General features: G+C 42.8%; 13 protein-coding genes. 12 read left to right on the top strand and 1 reads right to left on the bottom strand.

The window, feature by feature from the left end; genetic code table 11:
* Positions 1–248 precede the first annotated feature (248 nt).
* The gene (locus GCU39_RS14710; RefSeq protein WP_152394217.1) at positions 249–926 is read left to right on the top strand and encodes a hypothetical protein; all 678 of its coding nucleotides are present in this window, start codon (positions 249–251) and stop codon (positions 924–926) included.
* Between the two features lie 292 nt (positions 927–1,218).
* Here the strand turns inward: GCU39_RS14710 and GCU39_RS14705 are convergent, their stop codons facing one another.
* Positions 1,219–2,331: a DUF4303 domain-containing protein gene (locus tag GCU39_RS14705; protein ID WP_152394216.1), complete on the bottom strand. Its 1,113-nt coding sequence runs from the start codon at positions 2,329–2,331 to the stop codon at positions 1,219–1,221.
* A gap of 1,046 nt (positions 2,332–3,377) precedes the next feature.
* On the opposite strand from GCU39_RS14705, the gene pyrH reads away from it, so the two are divergent.
* The 11 genes from pyrH (at position 3,378) to srtB (ending at position 18,466) form a co-directional block, all read left to right on the top strand.
* Positions 3,378–4,115, top strand: coding sequence for a UMP kinase (gene pyrH / locus GCU39_RS14700; protein WP_152394215.1), 738 nt, complete (start codon positions 3,378–3,380; stop codon positions 4,113–4,115).
* Between the two features lie 241 nt (positions 4,116–4,356).
* A complete protein-coding gene (locus GCU39_RS14695; protein ID WP_152394214.1) occupies positions 4,357–4,557 on the top strand; it encodes a DUF6366 family protein in 201 nt (66 codons plus the stop codon).
* Between the two features lie 67 nt (positions 4,558–4,624).
* Entirely contained in the window at positions 4,625–4,909 is a 285-nt protein-coding gene (locus GCU39_RS14690) for a GHKL domain-containing protein (protein WP_193726930.1), read from the top strand.
* A gap of 289 nt (positions 4,910–5,198) precedes the next feature.
* Complete coding sequence (locus tag GCU39_RS14685) at positions 5,199–6,011, top strand: hypothetical protein (RefSeq protein ID WP_152394212.1); 813 nt, start codon at positions 5,199–5,201, stop codon at positions 6,009–6,011.
* A 182-nt stretch (positions 6,012–6,193) separates the two neighbouring features.
* Positions 6,194–6,742, top strand: a complete 549-nt coding sequence (locus tag GCU39_RS14680) for a sugar O-acetyltransferase (protein ID WP_152394211.1) — start codon at positions 6,194–6,196, stop codon at positions 6,740–6,742.
* 117 nt (positions 6,743–6,859) lie between these two features.
* Positions 6,860–7,414 (top strand): helix-turn-helix domain-containing protein, encoded by a 555-nt coding sequence (locus GCU39_RS14675; protein ID WP_152394210.1) that lies wholly within the window; start codon positions 6,860–6,862, stop codon positions 7,412–7,414.
* Between the two features lie 277 nt (positions 7,415–7,691).
* On the top strand, positions 7,692–8,066 hold the full coding sequence (locus GCU39_RS14670) for a RidA family protein (RefSeq protein WP_152394209.1): 375 nt from the start codon (positions 7,692–7,694) through the stop codon (positions 8,064–8,066).
* A 20-nt stretch (positions 8,067–8,086) separates the two neighbouring features.
* Positions 8,087–9,439, top strand: a complete 1,353-nt coding sequence (locus GCU39_RS14665; protein ID WP_152394208.1) for a D-serine ammonia-lyase — start codon at positions 8,087–8,089, stop codon at positions 9,437–9,439.
* A 32-nt stretch (positions 9,440–9,471) separates the two neighbouring features.
* On the top strand, positions 9,472–10,809 hold the full coding sequence (locus tag GCU39_RS14660) for a GntT/GntP/DsdX family permease (RefSeq protein ID WP_152394207.1): 1,338 nt from the start codon (positions 9,472–9,474) through the stop codon (positions 10,807–10,809).
* A 459-nt stretch (positions 10,810–11,268) separates the two neighbouring features.
* Entirely contained in the window at positions 11,269–17,667 is a 6,399-nt protein-coding gene (locus GCU39_RS14655) for a DUF7601 domain-containing protein (RefSeq protein ID WP_152394206.1), read from the top strand.
* 19 nt (positions 17,668–17,686) lie between these two features.
* Entirely contained in the window at positions 17,687–18,466 is a 780-nt protein-coding gene (srtB, locus tag GCU39_RS14650) for a class B sortase (protein ID WP_152394205.1), read from the top strand.
* Positions 18,467–18,808 lie beyond the last annotated feature (342 nt).

The raw sequence follows: 18,808 nt of genomic DNA, 5'->3' as shown, positions 1-18,808 counted from the left end.
GCGGCTGCCGGCATAGATCGGCAGCACATTGCACTTATGGGTAGTTGTACGCAACTTTCCATCTGGAAATCCAGTATAATTCATAAACAATAGAGAATGAAGATCATATGTGTGGAGATTGGTCATGCAACTTAGTGTCGCTGCCAATCCCCCTCTAAGGAGGACGGTAAATGCTCGTAAGGAAGATATCAGCTGCGTATTTCACTACGTGGACAATCGTAATATGGTTCACCTTCCCTTTTTTGACGATGGGTGGAACATGGCAAGCGACTGGAAATTTTTTGTCATTGGCCTACGTCGTTGCTATATATGCAGTTCCGAGTATTTTTCTCTACGGCATTTTTATTTCATCACTCTTAGAAATCTCAGCTAGAAAGTTAAGTGTTGATAGTACCGTTGAATGGGTAGTATCTGGTTTATTCCATGTCATCTTGGGATTTTTTTTCGGATTTATCCTTCAGTCTTTCCTCTTCAGCATTGTGGGCGGTACAGCGGCGTTACTTTTCTTCGGTTTCGACAGAATAATTATTACGTTCTTACCACTCCTCAAACAGAGAGTTCGCGTAGTTCTGATGATTGCACCGCTTCTGCTCTTTGGGATCGCAGTGAGTTCAATATACATATCTTCAACGCCCAAACCGCCGTTCACCGTTATGGATGCGGTAGAATTCGCAACTTCGGGTAACGGTACTTTGATTGATCTATTCCCAAAACAAGAGGGAGTAATAAAGCTGAAGATTGAAGGATATGAAGTGGAGAGGGAAACGAAAGTAATTGATACAACAAATGAACAGTACCTTATTTATTTCATTGAGCGCTGGCGAAAAAGAGAAGAATCTGGAGAACATCGAATGATCTATAAAGTCACCCGTGGTACGATGGATGCGAAAGGAGGAGACGGTACGGATCCTCCTTATCAGCGTTGATTACGCTAACGGAACACTATACCGCAATCATGATATAGAGGTAGCTGGTTAAATGATCAGCTGCCTTTTCATTGAAGTAACGGCAGATTAACACAGTATTCAGCAGCTATGCTGTGGTAGTATGGAGTGGAAAGTTTCACTAGGAGGGTGCAAATTTGACTACGCCTATTGAAATGGACGGAGCTAAGGTTTTGTACTTCACGGACAATGACGCAGAATTAATATACACAATTGTCCTTCTAGAATAATTTGTTACTCTAAAAAACCAGCCTCTAGGCTGGCTATTGTTGAACTATGCAGCATTCAAGATCTCTTTAATATCTTTGCTTATTGAAACTGAAATTTCATCTGATTCATTATCCAAAGTCTCTAATATTAGCTTGCAACTATTTTTTATTTCATCATCAGAATTATGTACAACAAATTCTAGAGCTTTGACATAAATAAAGATTTCATCTAGGTTATCTTCTAAGCCATCACCTAGTTTCTGATGTAGTCTACTTACACATTCCTTAGCTAGTTCGCGGCCATATCTCTCTAGACTCAAAAATACATTGTATTCCGTTTTCGTATATTGATAAGGAGACTTTTCATTAAATTCACTCTTAAATGCTTCTACCCAGTAGTCAAGGCACTCTTCAACACTGTTGTTAGCTTGCTGAACTAAAATTGACTTAAACTCTTCATCCTTAACTCTCAGATCAGGAAAACATTGATAAAATAGTTCAGGATCAATTGTTTTTCTCATCACCAGACTGTAATCATTGTAATCATGTCCCGTAGCCGCGTAATATATGAAATCCTCAGTTTTGTTTAAATTGGAGAACGCATCTGCTTCAGCTAGCCGTTTAACTACATTTAGTGCAGCTAAGTAGTGACCGTCTTTAAATATTTTCTTCTCATATGCTACAACTGGAACATCATCGCTTGAAAACTCCTCAGTTTCTTCGTCCTCATACGACAAATCTGAAGCCATTCTTTCAAACCCTTCAACTGTACTTGCTACTTCACCCATATCGCTTGGATAGAACTGAAAAGCAAAATCCCCTTGGTTATATTTCAAACTTTGTATCTGTTCATCAGAGTAGTTTGGATAGTGTTTCTTCACTGTGTTCTCTAAGCCAGCAATCGTATTCATGTAGACGTAGAAGCTGTTGTATTCGTCAGCATATAAATTGAACGCATAGACATCAGTATTGTTCTTGGAGATAGAGAAATTATTTATAATTTTTTTACATCCTTCAAATAATGCATCTTCTAGATCCTGAAAGGTTACCGTTTTAGTTTCTTGTGCTGACTCTGAGTACAACAGACGATTATCATCAGTTTTGACATAGTAACCTTCACCTTTTAAAGCTTTATTTCCGTCTAGTAGTTGGCAAATTCCCGTATAATATAGATTCATATTTTTCTCCTTTATTTTGTGCTATTTGAGCAAAATGCGTTTAAATTCTCCTGCTGTTGCTAGTATACAACAAAAAACCAGCCTCTAGGCTGGCTTGTATTATAATCAAAACTAACTCTTTGGTGAATTCATGGAAATCATTGTTAGTGCTAAAGAAAATATAGCTATTACTGCTGGAATAATTAGGGATTCCTGCAATAGCATTATTAATAATAAAACTCCGCCAAAAATAATAAACAATATATTTTTTGCCTTTTGGGAGCTCACGACACAAACATAAATGCATAATCGTGGAGAAATCAAAGATTTGAAATTAATGATTTTATTCAAGTTTAACTACATAGTAGGTATGTAAATGTTCAATGGAAGGATGGCCGCGGCCATTAAGGTAAAGGGCAGGATAGTGTAATTGTAGAAACGAAATTATTAATATATTTATTTTTTCAGTAAGTCATGTTTGCGACATCATGTGGCATGAAAATAACTGTAAGTCACAAAAACAAAGTTAATGTGAAATGAGTAGGAAGAAAAGTGAAAATAACCAAAATGTTACAAACCACTAAATCTCTATTCAACAAATTTATCTGTCTTTAATGCCATCTAAGGGGTCGTCTCCCCCTAGCGAATACGGTATCAATGTACCATAATGCTTCGGCTCCAAAAGAGCCTGGCTCATTGATCACGATCGACTCACTAAACTCTCTATTCTCGTTCAACTGAACGTCTATTCTTTTGCCGCTTATTTGATAGTCTCCATTCTGAAACTTCGTCAATTCTAATCCAAGAACCTTATACTCATAGTTAACTTCCGAAATGACTATAATTTAAAGCGATACGATAGCAAGTAAAATATGTAGGTTACAATAATTGCAATTTACCTTTACGTAATGTAAAATTACTTGATGGAAAAAACATGTAGGAGTGGGAGTATGAGGTGGAAACGGAAGACTTACATTCAGTCGACTTGCGTAATTTCATATTTCCATTCCATTAGGACACTAAAGCATTTATTGCTTTAGTGTTTTTATTTTATGGAGGTGTAATAATTGTCAAGGTACAAAAGGGTTCTCGTTAAGCTAAGTGGTGGAGCAGTAGCAGGAAACTCTGAATTTGGTTTTGAGCCAGAAAGGTTAGACCATATTGCGGATGAAATTATGTCAGTAGTAAACTTAGGCGTTGAAGTATCGTTAGTTATAGGTGGGGGTAACATTTTCAGAGGTAATATGGCGGAAAGCTGGGGGATAGAAAGGGCAGAAGCTGATAACATTGGAACGCTTGCGACTGTAGTAAATAGTTTAATGCTTCGTGGAGTTCTTAAAGCCAAGATCAAAAAGGAAGTACGAGTAATGACGGCCATACCTATTACTTCAGTTGCAGAACCATACATCCGTCTAAGAGCAATCCACCATCTAGAAAAAGGCTATATTGTAATATTTGCAGGGGGGAACGGTCAACCTTACGTTACAACAGACTATCCTTCAGTACAAAGAGCCATCGAGGTTAATTGTGACGCTTTATTAGTTGCAAAGCAAGGTGTTGATGGTGTTCTTAATGCAGACCCTAAATTTGATAAAGATGCAAGGAAATTTCGTGCGCTTCATTACAATGACGTTTTAAAACACAACTTAAAGGTAATGGACCAATCAGCTTTCATTTTAGCAAGAGACTACAATCTGCCAATGCATGTGTTTAACTTCGATAAACCAGGCTCGATGAAAGAAATTTGTGAAGGTAAGAATAACGGTACGATAATTAGTGGCGAATCAGTTTTAGAGTTGGAATGAAATATGTTAGAACTACTATTCTCCCTTGATTTAGCGGAACGATAGTTCCATAAAAGAAAAGTTATAAACACAAACCCACTCCGCCAAAGGAGTGGGTTTGTGTTTATACTGATATGTATATCTTGTGGTCAAAAGATACTTTGTGCTTTGATTCATTACGGTGAACCGTATCATAGTTAGAAGTACGGATCTGAGTTTCTCTTGATGAAGGAAAGGGCAAGTTTATTCAGGAGGTGGTCAAATGGGTTCTCGAAAAGAAACACCTGAAGAACTAAAAGAACGTTTAAGACAAAAAGAATTAAAAAATAACCCTTTTGGTGCGTTTAGTGATGGAGTAAATCGTTCTGAATATGGAAATTTAACTGGTTTGGGATGGAAAGGAACTGGAATTATAATTTTAATATTGGTTATAGGGTATATAATTTACAAATTACTAAATTAAAAATTAAAGCGACGATATTACATTTTTCACCACGTTTGAGCAGGCATCAACGATTTTCGGTAATTTATTGGATAACGTACAAGAGGCTTGTGAAGTTCTGCCGGAACATGAACGTTGGTCGCGTATTACTTTATCTTTTATTAACTGGTCATTGATTATAAGCATTGTAAATGCAGCATCAAGAGAAGTAAGCGAATGGGAGGGCTCTTTACCAGTAACAATGAAACCAAACCGAATAAACCACGGATTGGGCCTTAAAAGTTTACAGCAAAAAGTTGAGTCAAGCGGGTCACTTCATATCGAAAGCAAACCGGATTCTTTTTCAGTTGAAATTGTCCTATATGGCCTATAAACTAATTTTAACGAATATAATGTTCAATTTTGGCATGTTCAAAAAGTCCTCTTTGTGTTGCGCTATAATGTTGAAAAAACACGCGATACTAGGAGGATTTTTTATGAAAAAAAGATTACCGACGAGGTTAGGGATTTCCTTATTTCTTTAACCGGGAGCGGGGAATCACCAGCAACGAGTTCAAAATAAGTTTCTACCGATAACAAGAAGTACGCGAGTTATTAAGCAGGAAACATTTGACTAACGTACTGCGTCTAAATAATATAATCATTCTAGAAGGAGAAGAGCCATGAAAGTAAAAAGAAGTTTGCGAGTGTTACTTCCAATTCTGGGGGCGTGTACGATCTTTGTCGGAACTGCTGTGGCTAGTAATTCTGTTGGTCTGTTCGTTAATGGTAAAGCACGGAGTCCAGAAGAAACTAAACTTGATAATGGAAAGGTTATTGCCCCAGTACAAGATTTGGTGGAAGCAAGAGGCGGTCCCGAAATATGGGATAAAGAGACTCGATTGGTAAACATTTCCGCAGAAATAACAAAGGAGATGGTTGAAGATTGGATACGAAAGCAAGGCAATGAAAAGAAGAACTATTATTTTGATGGTTTATCCTTTGAAGAAATGAATGTAGATGGCGATTCCGAACCAGAAGTACTTGTGCGAATTGATGGAGGGGTTCATCTTGGTGATTTCTTCATCTTTGACAAACAGTCCAACGGTTCATACAAATTAATCTTTGAGAAGCCATGGCATGTCGATTCTTGGAACATTGAGAATTTTCGAGCTGATGGAATGAATCCTTTATTTAATATCGTTACGCGCACAGGCGGAACAGATGTCGATGTTAGAGAATCTCATCTAATGTATATGAACGATTCTGGAGTATGGACAGAAGCTTGGAAAGGTACTCTTAAAGACCGCTCTGTATTTCAAGGTAAATATCATGTTGCCATGGGTAGTTACCAGTTCAATGATGATAATGGGGAACTTTTCTATTGGCAGACCGAAATGGACGCATCCTTAGAGGACAACAAGAAAGAAGGAGACTCCAAGACCACGATGAAGATTTTTCATCTTCACCAGGGAAAGTTTATTGAGAAGAAGTGAGCATCTAACCATTAATAACTATGTATAAAGACAAGAGTGAGTGCTTGACGTACTTCACTCTTTATTTTTTCAGTTTGTCAAGAAAGGAACGCCTCGGTATGATTGGGTTGTACTTTGATTCGCCTAACCGATAAGTTTGATTTAATCGAACTACACAAATTGAATATATAAGGGGTATACCTATGGGCGATGGAAAAAAAGAAAAAATTTATTATCAAAGAGGTACTGAAGAATTAAAGATGAAGAGCATAAGAGCTCAGAAACTGGTTCAAGAATTTAACAGGAGCGACGTTGAAGAATTTGAAAAGAAAGAAAATATTATACGCGAATTGTTTGGAAGTGTAGGAGAAGGGCTTAGCATCGAGCACAACTTTCATTGCGATTTAGGTTACAACATACACGTAGGAAATAACTTTTATGCAGGGTATAACTGTACAATTTTAGACATGGCAGAGGTAAGAATTGGTGATGATTGCATGATAGCTCCGAATGTTGGGATCTATACCGCTGGGCATTCTGTAGAACCAAAGGATAGAAATAAAAGTGGTTATGGGATACCGATAACGATAGGAAACAATGTATGGATTGGCGGTAGTTGTGTAATTTTACCTGGTGTAAATATTGGTGATAATTCCATTGTGGCTGCAGGTTCAGTAGTCACGAAGGACGTGCCTGCAAATACAATCGTCGCGGGTAATCCAGCAAAAATATTAAGACAAATAACCGAGTAATCAATTAGCTCTGTATTTAGTATTTCTAAGATTTATGATATCTTTATATTTATAGGCTATTAATTCAGGACAGCATATTAATTAAATTTGAGGTATTTTTATGAGGTATGATGAACGATGGATAATCTAGAATTAGGTCAAACAATCGCGAAAATTCGCAAAAATAAGAATTATACGATTAAACAATTATCAGAATTAACGAATGTAACGTCATCCATGTTAAGCCAAATTGAGCGGGGACTTTCTAGTCCGTCACTGAATACGCTGCGCGTGATTGCCGAGGCGTTGGAAGTTCCTTTATTTAGTTTGTTTACGGAATTTGTGCCAACGAAAAATTTAATTACCAGAGCAAACGCTAGAAAAAAAGTCATATTTCCATCATCGAACAATTGGGAATATTCATTATTGTCTCCGGATTTAAGCGGCTCAATAGAGATGGTTTTAATGAAATTACCGCCTGAATCCCAGTCTGCCGAAAAACCTATGAGACACATTGGTGAAGAAGTCGCGTATGTGATGTCGGGTGAGGTTGTATTATTTATTGGGGATGATGTAGAGACCTTATATCAGGGGGACAGTGTCAAAATACCACCCGGGGTAGGACATAAGTGGGAAAATAAATCGGATCAAGATGCAAACGTTATTTTTGCTATTACGCCTCCGACATTTTAGAAAACAATATCTAAACATAGACCGTTTCTGTATTTGCAAGTGTATTTCACACTAGTAAATACGGAAACGGTTTTTTTTACCAAAAAAACGCTAAATATTATGCTTGAATTCATACAAGCAAAGTGCTAATATTCACCTATACTTAATTTATTAAATATCATTTAATTTCTTTGGATCTCCGTTAGAATAACATCAACAATGGAGGTGCACCTATATTCATAATCTGCAATTCAATTTTAAAGGGAATGTTACTTCAACACAAGGAGATGTAATTTGTATGAAAAAAACAATTATGACTAATAAAGCTCCCGCTGCAATTGGACCTTACTCGCAAGCAATTGTAAGCGCTTCACGTTTGTATGCATCTGGTCAACTTGGGATTGATCCCCAGACAGGCGAAATGAATGATGACTTTGCAATACAAGCCAAACAAGTGATGGAGAACATCGCCGCAATTTTGAACGAGGCAGGATACGATTTCGAGGACATTGTAAAGACGACTATTTTTGTGACCGATCTTGCCAACTTTACTAGTCTGAATGAAATCTACGGCACTTATTTCAAGTCTTGCACGCCCGCTCGCTCCTGCTTCGAGGTTGCAGGTCTTCCTAAGGGAGCCAAAGTTGAAATCGAATTCATCGCTGAAAAATAAATATAAAATCGGAGGCAACCATGACGAACTTCATTGCTGGAAAAACGATCGAAGAATGGAAAAATGAATTACCGGAACTGCAGAATATCATTGATACTCAGGAAGTTTTCTGGGTTAACCCGCAGCTTGAGAGCTGCAACAACCGAATAATTAATACGGAAATAGGGATCGCAGATATTGAGGATGCAGAGCAACGGCTGCTTCGCTTCGCCCCTTATCTAGCAACAGTATTCCCGGAGACCAAGGTAAAAAACGGAATCATCGAATCTGAATTAGTCAGCATTCCTAAAATGCAGCAGCAGTTATCAGAAATGTTCAATCAGGAAATAGCGGGAAATGTATATCTTAAATGTGACAGTCACCTGCCTATCTCCGGTTCTGTAAAGGCTCGCGGAGGCATTTACGAAATATTAAAAGTAGCCGAAGAGATCGCCTTTAAACACGGCATGCTGTCAATAGATGATGACTACTCCATTCTGGCAGATGAAAAATTCCGGGCGCTATTCTCGAATTATTCGATTGTGGTCGGATCAACCGGTAATCTAGGTCTTAGTATCGGTATTATGAGTGCCCAATTAGGCTTCAAAGTTGTTGTGCATATGTCTACGGACGCGAAAAAATGGAAAAAAGACTTATTACGGCAAAAAGGCGCAATCGTCGTTGAGCACAATAGCGATTATGGGAAAGCTGTAGAAGCAGGCAGACAAGAGTCCCAGAAAGATCCCAATAGCCACTTCGTTGATGATGAAAATTCCAAAACGTTATTCCTTGGTTATGCCGTAGCAGCTAAGCGCCTCCAAAAGCAGCTCAATGACATGTTGATTCCAGTCGATCAGGATCATCCTCTATTCGTATATCTACCTTGCGGTGTAGGCGGCGCTCCTGGCGGAATTACTTTCGGATTGCGGACTGTATTTGGAGACAATGTTCATTGCTTCTATGCAGAACCAACCCATTCACCGGCCATGCTGCTAGGTTTAATGACACGTAAGCATAGCGAGGTATCCGCTCAGGAATTTGGCGTTGATAATATTACTGATGCAGACGGGCTTGCGGTAGGGAGACCATCAGGGTTCGTGGGCAAAGCACTAGAGAAAGATATTAGTGGTGTCTTTACGGTTCAAGACGATTGTCTCTATCGAATCCTTAGAGAGCTAGCCGATTCAGAAGGAATATTCCTAGAACCATCGGCCGTTGCAGGATTTATCGGGCCTGTTCAACTGAACGCTTCTTCCATGGGACAAGATTATTTGAACAATAATCACCTGGAACAGAAGATGTCTAATGCCACGCACATTCTTTGGGCTACTGGCGGCGGCATGGTTCCGAAAGATGTTATGGATGATTTCTACCGCAAAGGCGTAATCAGCTAATTTACTTTATCGTATAGGGAGAGGTTAAGACAATGGACACTGCAACAATGATGATGCTCGTATTGGTCGCATCTATAGCAATTCTCATCTTTCTCATTCTTAAAGTTAAAATACATCCTTTTCTATCCTTAATATTAGTGTGTATATTTGTGGGAATTGCTACAGGTATGCCTCTTCCTAAGATTGCTACTTCCATTGAGAACGGAATGGCTGGAACGTTAGGTTTTCTGGCCACCGTTATCGGTTTTGGTACGATTTTAGGCAAAATGTTGGAGGTATCCGGCGGCGCGGAGCGCCTTGCACGAACATTACTAGAAACAATGGGAGAAAAAAGAGCTCCCTGGGCAATGACTATTGTCGGGTTAATTTGCGGCATCCCCGTATTTTTTGAAGTCGGATTTGTTTTACTGTTCCCCTTGGTTTTCATCGTTGCCAAACAAGCTAAGATGTCGTTACTCCGTGTAGGCATTCCTTTGGCCGTATCGTTGATGGTCGTTCACTCGATGGTGCCTCCACATCCGGCAGCGTTTGCGATTACGACAAGTTTGGGGGCCGATGTAGGGAAGGTCATTCTGTATGCTCTTCTTGTTGGAACGCCTACGGCCATTTTAGCGGGTCCAATTTGGGCCAAGTTTATCAGTAAGAAGTGCAAGACTGGGGTGATAAAGGAAACCGAAGTAACTGCTGCAACACCAACTGAGAATCTTCCAGGCTTCGGCATCACCCTATTTACGATCCTATTGCCCCTAATCATTATGGTAGGAAAAACGGTTAGTACATTGTTTCTCGCAAAAGATTCTGCGTTATTGCCTATTGTTACGTTCCTAGGCAATCCGATTATCGCACTTCTCATCTCGGTATTTGTAGCTTATTATACATTAGGCCTTTCTCGTGGTTTAAAAATGAAAAACTTGTTAACGCTTACAGAGCAATGTTTTGGACCAATTGCCGGCATCTTGCTCATTATTGGAGGCGGTGGAGCTTTTAATCAGATCTTAGTCGACAGTGGGTTAGGGAATGAATTGTCTCAGGTTTTGATGTCGCTAAATATGAACATCATTATTCTTGCTTGGCTCATCGCTTGGCTCATGCACCTTGCGATTGGTTCCGCCACGGTGGCCATGATTAGTACTGCAGGCATGGTGGCACCGATGCTGGCCGCTTATCCTGGTGTGAGTCCGGAAATTATCGTTCTCGCCATTGGTTCCGGTGCAATTGGTTGGTGCCATGTCAACGATTCGAGTTTCTGGTTCGTCAAAGAATATTTAGGGTTATCGTTACCGGATATGTTCAAGAGCTTTACTGCGGCCTGCCTTATTGCATCATTTGTTTCTTTAGGTGGTATTCTACTTTTATCACTAGTCATTTAAAAATTCACCCAATGACCCCTCGTTGGTGAAGAAGGAATAACGGTTGAAAAACATGAAAAAGGAAAAGCGTCTTAAGATGCTTTTCCTTTTTTGGGTTTTTTCGATTTATAACAACGAGATTCATATATCCAAAATGATTGTCGAGTGTCTGTTTAGTTTTTGTCTAGGTCGGGGTGATACAATGTCGAAGCACGTTGTCTAATTATAACGTATTTTGTCAGTTTACTGGATTTGACTGGCAAAGATCATCGAAAGAGAGGGGGAGAGAATTACTAAGCAATGATCAACAGCCTGCACACCTGTGGTACTCACTAGGTCATCTGCATTTTCGAAAGTTCTTGATGATGTGAAAGGCTGCTGGGTTCAGACATATAGCATCTGTCTATACGTTCGTGCGCTAAATTGGGCATGTGATCTTGCTGACGACAAAAAAATTCAGAAACGGAGGAGAACGTTGTGATGAAACGAAAACGAAGTATGAGCAAAGCGGTGCTGTCTTTTTGTCTCGCTGTTTTGCTTGCCTTACAGACCGTGATGTTCTCTGCTGCTGCCTATGCGGAGAGTGCGCTAACCGACCCCGGAACGGAGACTGTGAGCGACCCGTCGGTGTCTGAGGCGGTATATGCTGTGCCGGATAATTTAGTTATGGCAGTGGCAGTACCCGTGGAAAAAACGGCGGTGTTTATGGAGGCTAATTCAACCTTTCCGTTGAATGTGACGCAGGGAAATGCTGCTATTGATCCAAACGGTACTATTCAGGGCAGACAGCAATTTACGCTTAAGTCGGAAGGTCTCAAGGTGCCGGTGAATGGCGATGATCCTAATCCGACGAATGCAGATTCTGAAAAATACATTCAGAAGGGTGACTGGATCGAGCTGAAGAGAGAAGACTACTTCAAGGAAGTGGTGCTCCCGACAGCTACTAAAACCCTGAATGCACAGACTGAATCAGGTATGAAACCGCTTGGTACCGCCTATTTCACTCCGAACAGCATTAGGATTGTATTTAACGGTGATGACTACTTTTTCAACGGTGTCGGACGTGGTATTGTCTTCAGCTTTGAAACCACTGCCGATGCCGATGTAACAGGAATGGCGTATGGCGAGACAAAGCCGATTAACATCTTTGGGGGAGCTTACCAGCTAAAAAACCCGGACGTCACAGCGGCATACAGCATCACATTGACCTCGCCGGGAATGATCAAGTGGGATCAGTATAGTTATCGTGGACTTCAACCCGCACAATTTGTTGAGGGAGCGATTACTTGGCAGTCAACCGTATCTGCTTTCGATCAGTTTGATAATACTATTAAACTGTCGCTGGACGGGAAGACGTTTTATACGAACCCTGCTTCTTATAATACCAGTCCAGGGAATGTCCGCGGTATCTATGTGCCAGGTTCATTCAAAGTAAATGGTATTGAGGCAACCCCAAGCATCGGTGGGGACGGATCGCTAACCTATACTTTCCCAGTGGGAACAGGTGTAGATCCGAAGGTCGAATATAAAACATGGATTCCAAAGGACGCTTACTATTACGAGCACAAGAACCCACCGGGGAATCTTGGTCGCAGTTATCGGGACATGAGAGGCACAGTGGAATTAAAACAGAGCGATGACACTGTTTTAGTGAGTGCAGGTCAGGAGATTTCTTTTGCTCCAGACTGGATTCAAGCGTCCGCCTCGTATGACCATCTGAATCAAACCATTACATGGACAGTTGTTGTGAACCAATATAACAAAAAAGGGTTAAAAAACTTTACCATCACAAATGTACTGCCTACAGGGCTGGAGTTTACCTCGGCCACATGGCAGACATGGGTGGATGGTATTGCATCTGGAGAAGTATCCATTACACCGGATGCGAACAGTGTTTATTCCTTTGGGGATATTGACGGTAAAGTGGAGCTAGTGATTAAGAGTAAGGTGAAAAACGGCTCCAGTTTCAGAATCGATCCACGTGCCAACTGGGTGTTAGATACACCGGATGGCATACAGAACAACGATGTAATAACTGGTTTAAGACCTGCCGCAGTAACTGACGAGGCAATTGTTACCATCGGCGCGCACACTTTTACAAAAAGTGGATCTATTTCGATGGAAGATTTCAATTTTGGCGGTGTTACATGGACAGTCAACCTAACTCCACAATATGCCCTGCCAAATGCGGCGGTATATGATGTGTTGGTGCATGGCGGAGATTTGAATGTCTTGGACAGCGCTGTGGATGAAACCGGCGAGGTGACCAAGGAAACGATTGCGAAAATCAAAGCAAATGTAAATACTTCGCAACTGTGGAAGCAGTATCATAAAGATACGCTGAAGAGCGCAAACGGCTTGACCATGAAGGCTATTCCTTTGACAGTGAACGGTGAAGTTGTAGCGGATTTGATTAAAGTGACAGGATACACCGACAAAGCTGCATCCTTCAGCTTCCGTGCCCTTGAGACCAATTCAGATTTCCTATTTAAGCAGGATATAAACGTAGGAAAAGGGAAATGGAATCGGGCTTTGCTGTTTGACGGCGAAACCGTAAAAGCGGCGGAAAATGGGACAAATCTTCACCTGCGTATGCTGAACAAGGATATGCTCTTTGCGTCGAAGCCCTTGAAAGCAGATGGTACGCTTGAAAATGTTACCCCAAATAACGTTGGTAGCTACATTAGAGACGATAACAATGAAGCATGGACGATTTCTGCCTATGACCGGACGACCAAGACTGTCACTTTCCGTCTAGGTCTGAATATGCCAGGATACAACACAGATGCATTCGCTAAGGCCGGCGGGAACCGAGTAATCAGCAATATCAAGCTGGTGGACACACTGCCTGAGGGCTGGGAGTTCGTGCCGTTTTCCGAGGGGAAGGATTTTGAGCTTTGGAAAGGCTATTCGGACAATGCTGGAGGTACCGAGTATGGTGTCAGAAACGATGCCAGAACACTTATTGAACCAGGTACGAATGCTCATGTGGTAAGCTTCTCTCATAGCAGCAACGTGGGCACATTCAGCTTCTCCAAGTTGGAAAGCCCTTATGTTATTCTGGTAAAGGCAAGGCCTTCCAATGCAGCATTAGAGAAATACTTAGAGGAATACACAAAAAGTGGAACGACGAAGCAAGTCATGTATAACAAAGCCGACCTCCATATGACATGGGGCGGGGTGGAGAAGACGGTCACTGAACAGCGTAAGGTAATCGTACCGATTCAGACATTGAGCAAGTCGGTGAGCAAGCCGACGCCGGGCGTGCTGGAATGGACGGTAAACTATACGCCTCCATTTAATATGGAGCAGGGTGTGTTTTTGCAGGATACGATAGGCGCTAACATGAACTTGCGCTATGATGTTGACGGCAAGCTGGTGCTGACAGCGCCTAGTATGGCGGTGTATCGTGCAAAACTGACTGCTAGTGGTGCTCTGGAAAAAGAGGGCGCAGCACTCGACCTAAGCGATCCGAATGCTGAAGTTCAGGTAGAAGCTGAACCGGGTGCTAACGGCAGGACAGTTCTAAAATTTAAAATGAACGACCCTAATAAGTTCTACCAGTTTGTATACCAGACCGAGGTGGACAACACCAAAGCGAAAGCTGGCGACAAAATGGGCAACGAGGTCAAGCTGGTGGGCGATGATAAGCTGAAATCTATCAGCGCCAAGAGTGAAAGCACGCTGGACAGCTCGGACGTAGCCGGCAGTTCAAGCTCCAATGCCTTGCTGCCCCTGAAAAAGGTAGATCCCAATGGCAACCCGCTAAAGGACGTACAGTTTACACTGTATAAGAAAGAGGGCGGAACGCAAGTTGCCCAAGGAACAACCGGAAATGATGGCAAGCTCAATCTGCTATTCCCGGATCCGGGGTATTATGAGCTGAAGGAAACTTATATTGACACAAATACTTGGCTACCAACGACAAGAATTTATCAAGTATATGTAGGAAATACGCCAGGAAAGCCCATCTGGGTAGACGGCATAAAGGTAGATTCGAATAATCTGCTGGTTGTGCCAACCCCACTGTGGGAGACTGGCGATTTGAAGCTGGATATGCAGCTTGAAGGGAAAGCTGCGGACCAGACTAAGGACTTTAGCTACAAGATTACGTTCAGCAACGGCAAGTCTTATGACTATTACGATGCTTCCGGCAAGAAGCTTGGCACTGTGACGAGCGGCGGAAAGATTACGCTGAAAGGCGGAAATGTCGTAACCTTCAAGGGCATCCCTGACGGCATCACCTACACGATCGTTCAGGACGATTATACAAGTAACGGCTATACAACGAACCCGGCGAATTTGACGCGTACAGGCAGTATTGTAAAGAACAGCACTGTCGAAGCGCATTATATCAATGCCAAGTATCTCGACGGCCAACTGACGGTTAGTCAGACGGTGACAGGCAACGGTGGAGAGAAGGACAAGCTGTTTAAGTACACCGTGAAGTTCGATGGCGCAGATCCTAGCAAGAAGTATACTTATACGTATACGAAAATCGACGGCACGAATGAGACAGGTACGATCCAATCTGGCGGAACATTCATGCTGAGGCATGGAGAGAACATCGTCATTACCGGTATATCGAAGGATACGGTCTATACCGTGACAGAGAATGACTATACAACAGACGGATATGCGGTGAACTTGCCGGAATGGAAGTCTACCGGGACGATCACGGATGGCGAAGACGCTATAGCATCATTCGTCAACACGCGGATGGTGTACGGCGGTCTGTTGATCGGGCAGACGGTGGCAGGTAACGGCGGAGAGAAGGACAAGCTGTTTACGTACACCGTGAAGTTCGATGGCGCAAATCCTAGCAAGGAGTATACTTATACGTATACGAAAATCGATGGCACGAGTGGGACGGGAACGATCCAATCCGGCGGCACGATCTCCCTCAAGCATGGAGAGACTGCCATCTTTGATGCCAGCCAAATTCTCAAGGGCGTGACCTATACCGTCACCCAGACGGATTATACGTCGGACGGTTACACGACTGACCCTAAGAATTTCGTGCATACCGGTACGATCGAGGAGAAGAAGATTGCCGAGGCACGCTTCATCAATACGCGCTATTTGTCCAGCACGCTGACACTGACAGCAAATCCTGCGATTGTTCCTGGTGACGGCAAGACGCCTTCGGAGATTACGGCTACGCTGATCGACCACGAAGGAAAGCCAGTTGCGGACAGAGAAATTGTTTTCACGCTCCCGGACAACACGGAAGTGAAGGCAACGACCAATGCAGAGGGCAAGGCAGTTATCACTTATACGCCGCAGAAGCTGACTGGATCGACACCAGAAGTACACACGATCGGCGCAAAGTCGACCAGCACGGTAGACGGCGTAGCAATCGCAACGCCTGTGACCGTAACTGCTATGCCGGCGGCAATCACCGGTGTGCTGAGGGACAACACGACGGGCAAAGTCATTCCCAATGCGACAGTTACGGTGAAAAATGATGACACGAAAGAGGAACATACGATCACGACCGATGAGAACGGCGTGTATTTCCTTCCTGTTCCTCCAGGTGGAAGCTATACTGTCAGCTACACGCAGCAATACAATATCAACGGAACGCCAACGCCTGTTACCTTCACGCAAAAAGCAGAGATCGACAGCGGCGTGACAGGAGGCCAGCCAGTTCCAGCGGAAATAACGGCTGTTGGTATCGTGCTTCTGAAGCAGCCTGATGGGAAATCTTCGCTGCTTAACAGCGCTTTTGCAGGCAAAATGCATATTTATTTGCGGGATGCGACTGGAGACTACATTCTGGATCAGAACGGAGTTCCAAAAGCATTCGACTTGCAATCTAACGGCACATTCGTTGCAGAAGGCTTGTCTACAGGCAGCTACAAGCTGGAGCTTCGCTATGAATTTGAACTGGGCAAGGAATTGACCGTGATCAAGGATGCGGACTTGAATGTGAGTGCAAGCGGGGAGCTCAATATCTCCGAGCAACTGGTTGACCCGTATGGTAAAATTACAGATGCAAAAACCGGCGCATTCATTGAAGGCGCTGAAGTGACGCTGTATTATGCGGACACACCAAGGAACAAAGCGAACGGCATCGTTCCAGGCACAAAAGTAACGTTGCCTGTGATTCCTGGCTTTGCTCCGAACGATAACGCCAGCCCAAGCCAGATCAGCGATGCAACCGGAGCATATGCATATATGGTATTCCCGGATACGGATTACTATCTGGTTGTATCCAAAGCCGGGTATGTGACGCATACGAGCGCAACAATCTCGGTTGGAAGCGACATTGTGCGCTACGATGTACAACTGACGCCGATCAGTTCCGGCGGCAATGGTAACAACGGTGGCAGCAATGGTAACAACGGTGGCGGCAACGGTAACAACGGTGGCGGCAACGGTAACAACGGTGGCGGCAACGGTAACAACGGTGGCGGCAACGGTAACAACGGTGGCGGCAACGGTAACAACGGTGGCGGCAACGGTAACAACGGTGGCGGCAACGGTAACAACGGTGGCGGCAACGGTAACAACGGTGGCGGCAACGGTAACAACGGTGGCGGCAACGGTAACAACGGTGGCGGCAACGGTAACAACGGTGGCGGCAACGGTAACAACGGTGGCGGCAACGGTAACAACGGTGGCGGCAACGGTAACAACGGTGGCGGCAACGGTAACAATGGAACCGGCACCGGTAACAATGGAACCGGCACCGGTAACAATGGAACCGACAACGGTAACAATGGAACCGGCACCGGTAACAACGAGCTGGACGATGTTCCGCAAACAGGAGATAATAGCACATCGCCAATCTTCTACATGGCTTTGGCGATGATGTCCTTGATTGTGATCGGGTTCTGTTTGTCCAATAGGAAGAAGGAAAAGCACATTCAGTAATCGGAAAGGCGGTAAGAAAATGAGCAAAATCAAAAAAATTCTTATTGCCATTTCCATTCTTGTGTTGATTTTTTCTCTCGTCAATATTGCGAGAATTCTCCTGCGGGATTATGCTGAACAGCAGAAAATCAAAGAGATAGCAGAATTATGGAACAAAGAATCAACCATTGGGGGTGAGGCTGCAACAGCCTCACCTTTTATCACAAAGGCGCATGAGACGGTCATGCTCCCCGAATTTCAAGAGCTTTACGGGAGAAACACGGACATCATCGGTTGGCTGAGAATCGACGGTACCCGAATTGATTACCCGATCATGCAAAACCAACAGGATTCGGAATTCTATCTCAATCATGATTTCGATAAAAAGGAGAGCAAAAACGGACTCCCTTTTCTGGACGCGTACAGTCGGATAAACAGCTCAGGCATTTTGTTGATTCATGGACATCACATGAAGAGCGGTATGATGTTTGCAGATTTGATGGAGTACAAGAAAGAAAGCTATTATAAGGAGCATGCTACGTTCCAGTTCAGTACGCTTTACGAAAAGGAAGAGTATGAGATACTTGCCGTTATTCTGTCAAAGGTTTATCGCAAATCGGATGATGTTTTTAAATACTACCAGATTGAAAAGACAGGAACACCCGCTGAGTTTGACGCTTATATTCAGAATATCAAAAAACTTGCGCTTTACGACACGGGCGTGACAGCCGGGTATGGTGATAAACTTATTGTGCTGTCTACGTGTGAATATTCAACCGAAGATGGTAGGTTAGCAGTAATCGCCCGAAAGCGTAAATGAAGATGTTAAAATACGGAGTTAAGTTGCATCGTATCGCGTTCTCCATTATGGGGCGCGATTTTTTGTTATAGTTAACGCTTCATCAAAGAATTTTTGGAGTGAAGGGAAATCGGCAGAGTAGCGTGAGGATTTGTGCAACAATGGACGACATGAAGTCGGCCATTGTTGATTTATGAATGAAGGAATGATATCGGCAAAGACTATTCATTCGAAGACTGGGATGTATCCATCGATCTTATCAGAGGACTCTCTTTTTTTGCTGACACGTACGTTTTCCATTGTTTTTTGAATTTTTTAAGAAAACCGCGTTGTTTCTTCTCCTCTCCGATGGTTCGCAAATAT

Origin of the sequence: Paenibacillus guangzhouensis (assembly GCF_009363075.1) — a bacterium.
In the GTDB taxonomy this organism is placed as follows: Bacteria; Bacillota; Bacilli; order Paenibacillales; family Paenibacillaceae; genus Paenibacillus_K; species Paenibacillus_K guangzhouensis.
Note: the sequence above shows the minus strand (reverse complement) of the source record. Positions and strands in the feature narration are given on the sequence as shown.